10 protein-coding genes are annotated in these 13433 nt (G+C 61.6%); all 10 read right to left on the reverse strand.

Going from position 1 to position 13433, the window contains the following annotated elements; all coding sequences use genetic code 11:
• Positions 1–22 precede the first annotated feature (22 nt).
• Entirely contained in the window at positions 23–484 is a 462-nt protein-coding gene (locus tag J0O65_RS02200) for a hypothetical protein (RefSeq protein ID WP_215403704.1), read from the reverse strand.
• Positions 484–1479 carry a tRNA dihydrouridine(20/20a) synthase DusA gene (gene dusA, locus J0O65_RS02205; RefSeq protein WP_076569141.1) on the reverse strand — a complete coding sequence of 332 codons (996 nt, stop codon included), beginning with the start codon at positions 1477–1479 and terminating at the stop codon, positions 484–486. The genes J0O65_RS02200 and dusA overlap by 1 nt, the downstream gene beginning before the upstream one ends.
• A 119-nt stretch (positions 1480–1598) precedes the next feature.
• The gene (typA, locus tag J0O65_RS02210) at positions 1599–3431 is read right to left on the reverse strand and encodes a translational GTPase TypA (protein WP_215403706.1); all 1833 of its coding nucleotides are present in this window, start codon (positions 3429–3431) and stop codon (positions 1599–1601) included.
• A gap of 207 nt (positions 3432–3638) precedes the next feature.
• Entirely contained in the window at positions 3639–4574 is a 936-nt protein-coding gene (gene truB, locus J0O65_RS02215) for a tRNA pseudouridine(55) synthase TruB (RefSeq protein WP_215403708.1), read from the reverse strand.
• Positions 4575–4576: 2 nt separating this feature from the next.
• Entirely contained in the window at positions 4577–4993 is a 417-nt protein-coding gene (rbfA, locus tag J0O65_RS02220; RefSeq protein ID WP_215403710.1) for a 30S ribosome-binding factor RbfA, read from the reverse strand.
• A 114-nt stretch (positions 4994–5107) separates the two neighbouring features.
• Entirely contained in the window at positions 5108–7966 is a 2859-nt protein-coding gene (gene infB / locus J0O65_RS02225; protein WP_215403712.1) for a translation initiation factor IF-2, read from the reverse strand.
• Positions 7967–8012: 46 nt separating this feature from the next.
• The gene (gene nusA, locus J0O65_RS02230) at positions 8013–9578 is read right to left on the reverse strand and encodes a transcription termination factor NusA (RefSeq protein ID WP_086144982.1); all 1566 of its coding nucleotides are present in this window, start codon (positions 9576–9578) and stop codon (positions 8013–8015) included.
• Positions 9575–10063, reverse strand: a complete 489-nt coding sequence (gene rimP / locus J0O65_RS02235; RefSeq protein ID WP_035828693.1) for a ribosome maturation factor RimP — start codon at positions 10061–10063, stop codon at positions 9575–9577. The genes nusA and rimP overlap by 4 nt, the downstream gene beginning before the upstream one ends.
• Positions 10064–10408: 345 nt before the next feature.
• On the reverse strand, positions 10409–12445 hold the full coding sequence (gene rluB, locus J0O65_RS02240; RefSeq protein WP_215403714.1) for a 23S rRNA pseudouridine(2605) synthase RluB: 2037 nt from the start codon (positions 12443–12445) through the stop codon (positions 10409–10411).
• Entirely contained in the window at positions 12438–13232 is a 795-nt protein-coding gene (gene scpB, locus J0O65_RS02245) for an SMC-Scp complex subunit ScpB (RefSeq protein ID WP_215403716.1), read from the reverse strand. The genes rluB and scpB overlap by 8 nt, the downstream gene beginning before the upstream one ends.
• Between the last annotated feature and the right edge of the window lie 201 nt (positions 13233–13433).

Here is a 13433-nt window from a genome sequence, read left to right on the forward strand (position 1 = left end):
GCGGCGGTATAGACAAGTTGAATCAGCGGTCCCAGCTGCAATGCAGCACATAGGCGTGACGCTCTGTGCCAAAGACAAAGACGCTCCAGATGGCGCCCAATTGTCCAGCCAGGCTGCGCTGACCAGACGATACCAGTTGATACCAGCGGGGTTCGCCGCCCAGCAACTCGGCCAGCTCGCGCTCGAAACCGTCGAACAGGCGCGCGTCGAGCGGCTGGCGGTCCGCCTCGCTCATCGGATTCAAGCGCTCGAGCAGCCACTGGCGCGGCGTGCACAGGACGCCGCTGCACGCGACCGTCCCGATCGGCTGCAGGCGCACATCGTCCGGCGCCAGCTGCAGCGCGCGGCACAGGGTGCCGAAGGACGCCTGCGGCGCCAGCGCCCCAAGATAGGTGCATGCGAAGAGGCTGCCGTCATCCTTGAGCGCGCTGACGGCTTGCAGGTAGCCGTCAAGCTGGCGCGCAAGGCCGTGGAAGTCTTCCATTACGCGGGCAGCGACAGGCGCGCCGCCGCTTCCAGCAGCAGGCGCGGGTCGCCCGACGCCAGCTTCTTCGAATCGGACAAAGTCTGGCGGAAGCCGCGCGCGCCGGGCAGGTTTTGCATCAAGCCCAGCATGTGGCGCGTGACGCTGTTCAGTTTCAAGCGCCCCGCTTCCTTCTCCAGCTGCGCGCTGATATAGGGAATCATCGCTTCGAGCACCTGTTCGCGCGTTTTGACGGGAGCGTCGTCGCCATAGTAGCGCTGGTCGAACTGCGCCATCACATAAGGGTTGTGATACGCCTCGCGGCCCAGCATCACGCCGTCCAGGTGCTGCAGGTGCAGATCGATCTCGTCCAGGGTCTTGATGCCGCCATTGATGATGAACTCGAACTGGGGAAAGTCGCGTTTCAAGCGATAGGCATAATCGTATTTCAGGGGCGGCACTTCGCGGTTTTCCTTCGGGCTCAGGCCTTTCAGGATGGCGTTGCGCGCATGCACGATAAACGTCTTGCAGCCGGCGTCGGCCACGGTGCCGACGAAATCGCGCACGAAGTCATACGATTCGCTGTCATCGATGCCGATGCGGTGCTTCACCGTGACGTCGATATCGACCACGTCGCGCATGGCTTTCACGCAGTCGGCCACCAGTTGCGGCTCGGCCATCAGGCAGGCGCCGAACGCGCCCTTCTGCACGCGCTCGGAAGGGCAGCCGCAGTTCAGGTTGACCTCGTCATAGCCCCACTGCTGGCCCAGCCTCGCGCTGGTGGCCAGGTCCGTCGGGTCGCTGCCGCCCAGCTGCAGCGCCACCGGATGCTCTTCCTCGTTGAAGCGCAAGTGGCGCTCCACGTCGCCGTACACGAGCGCGCCCGTCGTCACCATCTCGGTGTAGAGCCAGGTGTGGCGCGTGATTTCGCGGTGAAACTTGCGGCAATGGCGGTCGGTCCAGTCCATCATCGGGGCGACGGACAGGCGGCGGGAAGGCAAAGAAGAGGAAGTCATGGTGTCTACAAAAACAGGAGCTGCAAATGACAAACCCGCTGCGCGCCTCACCGGTGAAGGAAAGGCGGCGCAGCGGGCCGGAAGCGCATGGCCCGCAGGCCATGCTCTACAACAACAGATTACGAATCGCGCGACGCTTTTTTACGCTCGTGCTCTTTCAGGAAGCGCTTGCGCAGACGGATCGACTTCGGCGTGATTTCCACCAGTTCGTCGTCCTCGATGAACTCGACCGCGTATTCCAGCGACATCTGGATAGGCGGCACCAGGCGCACCGCTTCGTCGGTACCCGACGAACGCACGTTGGTCAGCTGCTTGCCCTTGATCGGGTTGACGACCAGGTCGTTGTCGCGCGAGTGGATGCCGATGATCATGCCTTCGTAGACCGGGTCATTGTGCGACACGAACATGCGGCCGCGGTCTTGCAGTTTCCAGATAGCGTAGGCAACAGCGGCGCCGTCGTCTTGCGAGATCAGCACGCCGTTGCGACGGCCAGCCATTTCGCCACGGGTGTTGTCGACTGGCGCGTATTCATGGAATACGTGGCTCATCAGGCCGGTGCCGCGGGTCAGGGTCATGAATTCGCCCTGGAAGCCGATCAGGCCACGCGCCGGGATCAGGTACTCGAGACGCACGCGGCCCTTGCCATCCGATTCCATGTTTTGCAGGTCGCCGCGACGACGGCCCAGTTCTTCCATGACGCCGCCCTGGTTGGCTTCTTCCACGTCGACCGACAGGTTTTCAAACGGCTCGTGGCGCACGCCATCGACCATCTTGAAGACCACGCGCGGACGCGATACGGCCAGCTCGAAGCCTTCGCGGCGCATGTTTTCGATCAGAATCGTCAGGTGCAGCTCGCCGCGGCCCGACACTTCGAAGATCGTGTCGTCGTCGGTTGGCGCCACGCGCAGAGCGACGTTGGCTTTCAATTCTTTTTCCAGACGGTCACGCAGTTGACGCGAGGTCACGAACTTGCCTTCGCGGCCAGCCAGCGGCGAGTTGTTGACCATGAAGTTCATGGTCAGGGTCGGCTCGTCGACGGTCAGCATCGGCAGCGCTTCCGGGGTGTCCACGGCGCACAGGGTCGAACCGATGCCGATTTCGTCGATACCGTTGATCAGGCAGATGTCGCCGGCGACGGCTTCGTCCACCAGCACGCGCTCCAGGCCCTTGAAGTTCAGCACCTGGTTGATGCGGCCCTTGATCGGGGTCGCGCCTGGGCCATTGATGACCAGCACGTCTTGACCGACTTTGACGGTACCGCGGTTGACGCGGCCAATGCCGATCTTGCCGACATACGACGAGTAGTCCAGCGAGGTGATCTGCATTTGCAGCGGGCCTTCCGGATTGTCGTCACGTACTGGCACGTGTTCCAGGATGGCGTCGAACATCGGCTTCATGTCGCCGCCGCGCACGTCTTCGGTCAGGCCGGCATAGCCGTTCAGGCCCGAAGCGTAAACGATGGGGAAATCCAGTTGTTCGTCGGTCGCGCCCAGCTTGTCGAACAGTTCGAACGTCTGGTTGATGGCCCAGTCCGGACGTGCGCCTGGACGGTCGATCTTGTTGACGATAACGATAGGCTTCAGACCCAGTGCCAGCGCCTTGCGCGTGACGAAACGGGTTTGCGGCATCGGGCCTTCCTGTGCATCGATCAGCAGCAGAACCGAATCGACCATCGACAGGACACGTTCCACTTCGCCGCCGAAGTCGGCGTGGCCTGGGGTGTCGACGATGTTGATGTGGGTGCCTTCGTACTCAACAGCGCAGTTCTTCGACAGAATCGTAATGCCGCGCTCCTTTTCCAGGTCGTTCGAGTCCATGACTCGGGTGTCGACCGCTTGGTTTTCACGGAAGGTGCCGGACTGGCGCAGCAGCTGATCCACCAGCGTGGTTTTGCCGTGGTCAACGTGGGCGATAATGGCGATATTACGAATTGCGCGTTTTGTATTTGACATGGTCGTAGTAGTTACTGAAAAACTGCGGAGTGCGTACAAGGTGTACGAGATACCCGAATGCTAATCTATTTCCGGAACCGCGTAGTATAGCATGTTGCGTTGCAACGCTATCTAAAAATGCTGGCGGCTCCCACAGTCGGGGACGGTTTGTTTAAAAAAGCGACACTGTTTAACGAGTGTCGCTGGGTAATGTGACGTTGCTGTGACTTATTGATGCGCCGTGGCAATGAGCCGCTCGGGAGCCAGGATGCTGTATTCCTGCAACTGGCCCGTGCCCAGCAATTTGCTGTCGTGATACACGCGCACCCTGCCCGGTTCGGCTGGCACGGCGACGTCTTCCTTGCCCAGCGCGATGCGCTGACCATGCAGGAAACGCTTGGCCAATTCTTCCGTCAGCTGGACGGCGGGGAAACTCGACAATAATGCATCGACGGGGGCCAGCAAGCTCAAGGGCTCAGCATGCGCCGTCAGCGCATCCAGGGTGACGACGCCATCGAGGGTCAGGTTGCCAACCTGCGTACGGCGCAAGGCGTTCAGATGCGCGCCGCAGCCCAAGGCGCGGCCGATATCTTCGCCCAGCACGCGGATATACGTGCCCTTGCTGCACATCACCGACAATGTCAGGAACGGGGCTGCATAGCCGAGGAACTCGAGCTTGTGGATGGTCACCGGACGCGCTTCGCGCTCCAGGGTGATGCCTGCCCTTGCATACTCATATAGGGGCTTGCCGTCTCTTTTCAAGGCCGAGTACATGGGCGGCGTCTGCAGGATGGGCCCGCGGAAGCGCGCCAGCACGGCTTCGATCTGCTCTTGCGTGACGTTGACGTCGCGCGTTTCCAGCACGTCGCCCTCGGTATCGCCCGTATCCGTCGTCTGCCCCAGGTGCACCACGGTTTCGTAGGTCTTGTCGGCTTCCAGCAAATCCTGCGAGAACTTCGTCGCCTCGCCAAAGCACAGCGGCAGCAAGCCCGTGGCGAACGGATCCAGGGTGCCCGTATGCCCCGCTTTTTTCGCGTTCAGCACGCGCTTGGCCTTGATCAGGGCGTCGTTGCTGGACCAGCCGACAGGCTTATCCAACAGCAAGACGCCATCGACCAGGTCGCGCACCCGCTTGATGCCCGGTGGTTTCTTCGGACCCGCCACTGTTATTGCTCGTCCGTCTCGGGTTTCGCGTCCGGCTCGGCGTCGGCCGCGCGCGTGGCGTTGGCCTTGTCGATCAGCAAGGACATTTCCATGCCGCGCGACGTCGAGCTGTCATGCACGAAATGCAGCATCGGCAGGGTGTGGATGTGCAGGCGCTTGCCCAGCAAGCCACGGATGAAGCCGGCCGCGGCCATCAGGCCTTCGGTGGTGTTCTTGATGGCTTCCTTGCTGTCTTTCAACATCGTGAAAAACACCTTGGCATGCGCATAGTCGGGGGTGATCTGCACTTCGGTGATGGTGATCATCGTGCCGACGCGCGGGTCCTTGAGTTCGTAGGCGATGATTTCAGCCAGATCGCGCTGGATCTGGTCGGCCACGCGCAAGCCGCGCGCTGGCATGGTTTTGCTATGTTTAGCCATGATTTTATGCTGTCCTAAGTGCCGCAGGGCGCATGGGTCAAACGGTTGCCCGTTGACCAATGCGCCCCACGTGTTTGCGCGGACATCACTATGTCCGCGCCATTGCTGCTGTGATTACAGGGTACGAGCGATTTCCTGGACTTCGAATACTTCCAGCGTGTCGCCAACCTGAATGTCGTTGTAGTTCTTCAGCGACAGGCCGCACTCCAGACCGGCGCGAACTTCTTTCGCATCGTCCTTGAAGCGTTTCAGGGAGTCGATCTCGCCGCTCCACACCACGATGTTGTTGCGCAACAGGCGGACGGAGGAAGCACGCTTGACCACGCCATCGGTGACCAGGCAACCGGCAATCGCGCCCACTTTCGAGACCAGGATAACCTGGCGGATCTCGACCTGGCCGATGACGGTTTCGCGTTTCTCTGGCGCCAACATGCCCGACAACGCCGATTTGATCTCGTCGATCGCATCGTAAATGATGTTGTAGTAGCGAATGTCCACGCCATTCGACTCGGCCAGCTTGCGTGCCTGGGCGTCAGCACGGGCGTTGAAGCCGATGATGACCGCTTTCGAGGCGACCGCCAGGTTGACGTCCGATTCCGTGATGCCGCCGACGGCGGCGTGTACCACTTGTACGCGCACTTCCGAGGTCGACAGTTTCTGCAGCGAGCCAACCAGCGCTTCCTGCGAACCTTGCACGTCGGTTTTGATGATCAATGGCAAGTTTTTCACTTCGCCTTCGGCCATCTGGTCGAACATGTTTTCCAGTTTCGCGGCTTGCTGTTTCGCCAGTTTCACGTCGCGGAACTTACCTTGACGGAACAGACCGATTTCACGCGCCTTGCGTTCGTCCGCCATGACGACGACTTCTTCACCCGCCACCGGCACTTCCGTCAGACCCTGGATTTCGACCGGAATCGAAGGACCGGCCTCAGCGATCGCCTTGCCGTTCTCATCGAGCATGGCGCGCACGCGGCCATACGAAGAGCCCGCCAAAATCACGTCGCCGCGGCGCAAGGTACCGGACTGCACCAGGATCGTCGCGACAGGACCACGGCCCTTGTCCAGACGCGCCTCGACTACCAGGCCGCGCGCAGGCGCTTCCACCGGTGCCGTCAGTTCCAGCACTTCGGCTTGCAACAGCACTTGTTCCAGCAGGTCGTCGATACCCTGACCCGTTTTGGCCGAGACCGGCACGAATGGCGATTCGCCACCGTATTCTTCCGGCACGACTTGTTCGGCGACCAGTTCCTGCGTCACGCGGTCGACGTTGCCACCTGGTTTGTCGACCTTGTTGATCGCCACCACCAGCGGTACGCCGGCTGCTTTCGCATGGGCAATCGCTTCTTTCGTTTGCGGCATCACGCCATCGTCGGCGGCAACCACCAGAATGACGATGTCGGTTGCCTTGGCGCCACGGGCACGCATCGCGGTAAACGCTTCGTGGCCCGGGGTGTCGAGGAAGGTGATCATGCCGCGTGGCGTATCGACGTGGTAAGCGCCGATATGCTGCGTAATGCCACCGGCTTCGCCGGAGGCAACCTTGGCGCGACGGATGTAATCGAGCAACGAGGTCTTGCCGTGGTCGACGTGACCCATGACGGTGACCACCGGCGCGCGCGGCTTGGTTTCGAAGTGCGCGTGTTCGCCCACGTCGGCCAGCAAGGCTTCCGGATCGTCCAGTTCGGCGGCGAACGCCTTGTGGCCCATTTCTTCCACCAGAATCATGGCGGTTTCCTGGTCCAGCACCTGGTTGATCGTGCACATCTGGCCCAATTTCATCAAATGCTTGATGACTTCGGATGCCTTGACGGACATCTTGTGCGCCAGTTCGGCCACGGTGATCGTTTCAGGTACGTGCACGTCCTTGACGACGGCTTCCGTCGGCGCCTGGAAGTTCGATTCACGGTCGTCCTGGTGCGCCGGGCGACGGCCCTTCGCGCCACCGCGCCAGCTGTCACGGCCGCCTGGACCGCTGTTGCCGCGTGGCTTGGGACCGCCGGTGGTGCCGCGTTTTTTCGCGTCATCGGACCAGGTGGACGACACATTGGCCGACTTGATGGATTTCTTGTCTGCAACAGCAGGCTTCTTGTCGCCCGGCTTGTCGCCAGGTTTCTTGTCAGCAGGCTTGTGCAGGGTGCCTTCCGGCGCCTTCGGCTTGACCGGAACCGGTGCGGGTTCAGGCGCCTTGATGGCGCGGCGTGGCGCGTTCATCATGGCCTTGATCTGGGCGACTTCGTCGGCAACGGCCTTGCGTGCGCGCTCGGTGGCTTCCGCTTTGTCAGCGGCTTCCTTGGCGGCAACAGCGGCGGCGGCGGCTTTCTTCTTCGCTTCTTCAGCGGCGGCAACTTTTTTCGCTTCGGCGGCGGCGTCGTCAACGACAGGCGCGGCGGCGCTGGCGGCAGGCGCGGCGGCAGCCTTGGCGGCCGCTTTCTTCGCTTCCGCTTCCGCTTCTTTCTTCGCAGCCAATTCAGCCTGTTGCGTGGCTTTCGCCTGGGCTTCTTTTTCCGCGTCGAGCTTGGCCAGACGTTCTTGCTTTTCGCGCAGATCGGCTTCCTGGCGGGCGATCAGTTCAGCCTGTTTGCGGGCTTCTTCTTCACGGCGCGCCACGTCGGCGGGATCGATCACCGGTGCGGCAGGCGCGACCGGTTCAGCTGCGACCGGCGCAGCTTCGTCACGCTGGACGAAAGTGCGTTTCTTGCGCACTTCCACCTGGATGGTGCGCGATTTGCCGGTGGCGTCAGCTTGCTTGATTTCAGTCGTTTCCTTGCGGGTCACGGTGATTTTTTTCTTTTCTGTGTCAGCCGCTGCGCCGTGTGTGCGGCGCAGATGATCCAAAAGCTTGTCCTTATCATCTTTCGACAATGGATCTGACGTCGAACTTTTCTCGACGCCGGCAGAACGCAGCTGCGTCAGCAGCAAATCTGCAGGCATCTTCAGTTCGGTGGCAAATTGGGCTACGTTGTTACTCGCCATTCAGTCCTCTTTTCTATGTGTCGCGGAGATGATAAAGATACTCAAATTAAGCCTTTGCGGATTCGGCCAGACTCCATGCCTTGGCTTGCAGCGCCTTGGCACGATCGTCGTATTTCGAGTCAACCAACTTCATCTCATCGTCGGTCACATCTTTAAATTCACTTGTAATCAGTTCACGCGCACGGTCCGCAGACAAGGCCAGGATTGCGCCAAATTCGTCGTATGCCAGTGCTGCAAATGCTTCAACGGTCTTGATACCAGCCAGACCCAGCTTGCCGGCGGTAATGCGGTCCATGCCTTCCAGACCGACCAACGCCTCGTCCATGCCTTCCAGACCCTCTTCCGAAGCAATCGCTTCGGTCACGAGCGCATCACGCGCACGGGTACGGAGTTCATTGACGGTATCTTCGTCAAACGATTCGATTTCCAGCATTTCGGAAATTGGCACGTAAGCGATTTCTTCCAGACTGGCGAAACCTTCTTCCACCAGAATATCGGCCACTTCCTGGTCGACATCGAGCTTTTCCATGAACAGGATGCGCACGGCAGCCGTTTCCTGGGCAGCTTTGTCAGCCGATTCTTCGGCCGTCATGATGTTGATCTTCCAGCCGGTCAGGTCCGAGGCCAGGCGCACGTTCTGGCCGGAACGGCCGATCGCGATTGCCAGGTTTTCTTCGTCCACGACGACATCCATCGCGTGTTTTTCTTCATCGACCATGATCGACGACACGTTCGCCGGCGCCAGGGCGCCGATGACGAACTGCGCCGGATCTTCCGACCACAGCACGATGTCGACGCGTTCGCCACCGAGTTCGCCGGTGACGGCCTGCACGCGCGAACCGCGCATGCCGACGCACGTACCGATCGGGTCGATGCGCTTGTCGGCCGTGTAGACGGCGATCTTGGCGCGCACGCCGGCATCGCGGGCTGCGGATTTGATTTCCAGCATGCCTTGCTCGATTTCCGGCACTTCCAGCTCAAACAGCTTCATGATGAATTCCGGCGCGGTGCGCGACAGAATCACTTGCGGGCCGCGCATATTGCGGTCGATGCGCAAGATGTAGGCACGCACACGGTCGCCGATACGCAGATTCTCTTTCGGGATCATCTGGTCGCGTGGCAGACGCGCTTCGATCTTGCCCGATTCGACGATGGCGTCGCCGCGCTCCATGCGCTTGATGGTGCCGGTGACGAGCGAATCGCCGCGTTCCAGGAAGTCGACCAGGATCTGTTCGCGTTCGGCGTCACGCACGCGCTGCAGGACGACCTGTTTGGTATCCTGGGCGAAACGGCGGCCGAATTCGACGGATTCGATCGGTTCTTCGATGTGGTCATCGACTTCGATATCGGGAATCTGTTCTTTTGCCTCGAAATGCAGGATCTCCTGATCCGGCAATTGCAGGCCTGCTTCATCGGGCACCACGTGCCAGCGGCGGAACGATTCGAATTCGCCCGTTTCGCGGTCGATTGAAACGCGGATGTCTACCTCACCCTCATACCGTTTCTTCGTGGCTTGCGCCAACGCGAATTCGAGGGCGCCGAAGACGACATCTTTATCGACGTTTTTTTCGCGCGCCAGCGCGTCAACCAATAATAAAACTTCGCGGCTCATGCTTTGCGTCCCTTAAAAACCACCTGCGGCACCAAGCGTGCCTTATCCACATCGGCGAGCGTAAACTCCAACATCGCCGGACCATCCTTACCTTCAAATTCCAACGACAATTTATCGCCCACGGGTTCTTGCAAGATCCCCTGGAACGATTTCCGGTTGTTCGTACCCGGCATCGCCACCATCAGCTTGACGATGATTTCCTGGCCTGCGAAACGGACGAAGTCTTCCAGCTTGCGCACCGGACGATCCAGACCCGGGGAAGAAATCTCGAGACGCTCGTAAGGAACGTTCTCTACCGTCAACACATGCGACAACTGGTGACTCACCGTGGCACAGTCTTCGACCGTGATCGGACCTTTTTCAGCGGCATCGGCGGCGCTGAAATCAATAAAGACGCGCAGCAGCCCGCGCTCGGCACGTTCGACATCAACGAGCTCATAGCCCAGACCTGTAACCGTCTTTTCAATTAATCCCAACTGCTGCAAGAAATTCTCCAGAAATAAGGCCCGTTTTCGGCATGCCGGCGCCGCATCGGGCGCCTACAACACGCAAAAACACGCGCAAGTCATATATATGGCCTCTTGTTGGCGCCATTACAAACGGTTCAACAAAAAAAAAATGGGCATCTGCCCATCTTCTTGTATTTCCCCAACCAGATGAAAGCACTCCCCACCAAACAACCCTGCGGAGAACTTTTATTAGGCTGCAGATTATAACCTCTTATTAACTTCGCCGCAATGCCGCACACGAGGAGCAGCACGGCTTACAACAGTTACAAGAGCGCGCGCCCGCGGCGGATTATCGGGCGCGCAAGAAGAAATCCCCTGAAATCAACCTTTGCCGCGGCGGCGCGGCATGCCATCCATGCCGCCACGCGGCTGACCACCCGAGCGCGCCTGACCACCGGCGCCGCCCGCATTGCGGCGCGGCCCCGTGTTGGCGAAGCCGAATGCCGTTTGCAGCGGATCGGGCTGGCGCGGACCGCGCTGCTGCGCGCGGCCTTCGCCGCCCGGACGCCCCTGGCCGGCGCCACGCGCACGCCCCTGACCCTGCGGCGCACCATCAAACGATGCCGACGAACGTGGCTGGCCGCCCTGGAACGGACCTTGCGGCTGGCCACGGCCGGGGCCGCGCGCTTCGCCTGGCCGGCCGGCGCCGCCCGGGCGCCCCTGGCCTTGCGGACGGGCAAGCTGGCCACGGCGCGGCGCGACCGGGAACGGATCGGCGTTGCGGTTGCTCACGTCGATGCGGTTGCCATTCGGCTCGTCATCGCGGTTCGCCTTGCGCGCTTCGCGGCCCTTGGCGGCGCCGGCGGCGCGTGGATCGCCCGATGGCGGCATTTTCTTTTCGATGCCGTAGGCGGCCAGCAGGTCGCGCACGGTGTTTTCATCCATTTCTTCCCAGCGGCCGCGTTTCAGGCCGCTCGGCAGGGTCATGGCGCCGTAGCGGGTACGGATCAGGCGCGAGACGGTCAGGCCGATGGCCTCGAACATGCGGCGCACTTCGCGGTTACGGCCTTCGCCGATGACCACGCGGTACCATTTGTTGATGCCTTCGCCGCCGCCATCGGCGATCTTCGAGAACTGCGCCATGCCGTCCTCCAGCTCGACGCCGGCCAGCAGCTTCTGGCGCATGCCCTCTTCCAGCTCGCCCAGGGTACGCACGGCGTACTCGCGGTCGATGCCGTAGCGCGGGTGCATCAAACGGTTGGCCAGGTCACCGGAGGTGGTAAACAGCAGCAGGCCTTCCGTATTGAAGTCGAGGCGGCCAACGGCCAGCCACTTGCCCGCCTTCATGGTGGGCAGGCGGTCGAACACGGAGGGACGGCCGTCCGGGTCGTTATGGCTGACGATTTCGCCGGCCGGCTTGTGGTAGACCAGGACGCGTGGCGGCTTCTTGCTGACGCGGCGCTGGATCAGCTTGCCATTGATGCGCACGTGGTCGGTCGGCAGGATGCGCTGGCCGATGTGGGCCGGCTCGCCATTCACGGACACGCGGCCCGAAATGATCAGGTCTTCCATGTCGCGGCGCGAACCGAGACCGGCCTCGGCCAGCACCTTGTGCAGCTTCGGCGCATCGTCGTCGGACGTCAGGTCGCGGCGCACGACGGCTTTCTGTACGCGGCCCGTGCCGCCATCTTCGCTGTCGAACGCGTCGGAGGTGACGAACGAGAAGACGGCGTCAGCGTCGCTGACCTTGCCTGGCGCAGCCTGGCGGCCCTTGCCCTTCTTGCGGCTCTTGCCGGCATTCTTGCCGGCGCCCGGCACGTCGTTGCGCGGACCGCGCGGTGCACGCGGGGCGGACACGAGATTGCCTTCGGCATCGAACACGTCGGCGACTGGCTCTGCGGCAACGGTGGCGGATGCGGCTTCAGCAGCCTGCGGCGCTTCGGCGCGCGGCGGCTGGCGCAGCGCGCGTTCCGCCTGCACGCCGCGCATCTGGCGCGGACCGCGGGTAGCACGCGCTTCGGCCGGCTTGTCGGCGGCCGCTTCCGGCGCCGTTTCAGCGACGGCGGCAGCGGCCTTGGCGGCGGCGCGGGCACGCGGCGGACGCGGCGCCGGGGCGGCAACCGCCTCGGCGGCAGCTTCGGCGGCATCGGCGACGGCCTTCAGGGCCGGCTTGGCACGGGTTTTCTTGGCGACAGGCGCCGCCTCAGTTTCAGCAGCGGCGGTGACGGTGGACTCAGCAACTGAGTCGGCGGCCACGTCGGCTTTCGCGCGGCGTTTCGGCTTGGCGGCGACGCTGTCGCCGGCAGCGGCGGCAGCGGCCGCATCGGCTTCGATCTGGGCCTTGGTGCGGCGCTTGGGCTTGGCAACGATGGCTTCGTCGCTGGCGGTTACTGTCTCGGGTGTGTTCGGATTATTCATTCTTCGTTTCTTGGCTGTGCTGACCTGGCGCAGCGTCAACCGTTAGTTCTGGCGCAGGGTCGTGAGTGTAGGCTTCGTCCGTGGGCGAAGCATCGGGGCCGGCATCAAGGCTTGCTGTCACATCTACATCTGTCACAGCCGTATTGCTACCTGCACCAAGCTGGGGGACAAGCTCATTGCTTGCCTTGTCAAAATTTTCTTGCAGGGCCGCTTCCAGGGCTTCGAGCCCGTTGCCCTGCATCTCGCTGATTTGCTGCAAAGGCGGCAGCTGGGACAGCGAATGCAAACCCAGGTCATCCAAAAACTGCTTGGTGGTGGCCAGCAAGGCCGGCCGTCCCACCACGTCGCGGTAGCCGATGGCATCAACCCAGCCACGGTCTTCCAGCATCTTGATCGTCTGCGAATTGACGGCAACGCCGCGAATTTCCTCGATATCGCCGCGCGTCACCGGCTGGCGGTAGGCGATGATGGCCAGCGTTTCCAGGGTCGCCCGCGAATACTTGGGCGGCCGCTCGGGCGTCAAACGGTCCAGATACATCTTCATTTCCGGGCGGCTTTGAAAGCGCCAGCCCGAGGCCAGGCTGACGATCTCGATGCCCCGCCCTTCCCACTCTTGCCGCAACTCTTCCAGCAATTGCTTGATCGTGTCGGCGCCGACGCCGACGCCGCGCACGCGACCGCTCTCGTCCGCATCGACGAACAGCTTTTTCAGGCTGTGGATCGTCAGCGGTTCACGAGCGCACAGCAACGCGGTTTCGAGGACTTTTTTAGCCTCAATTGTATTCATAGCAATTCTGTGCGGATGTGTGTTGCAATTCGTATGCAGAGAAAGAAATCAAAAACGTTCATTTCAACGTAACGGGTGGCAGACATCGATGACGACGCCGTGCTGGGGTTACAAGTTGAGGCTGTTTTCCGACGCCTTGGCCGATGCGCGCAAAGCGGGACTGATGCGGATGCAGTGAAAGTTCTGCGATCCATGGTGCTG

This window comes from Janthinobacterium sp. JC611 (genome assembly GCF_018682595.1).
In the GTDB taxonomy this organism is placed as follows: Bacteria; Pseudomonadota; Gammaproteobacteria; order Burkholderiales; family Burkholderiaceae_D; genus Janthinobacterium.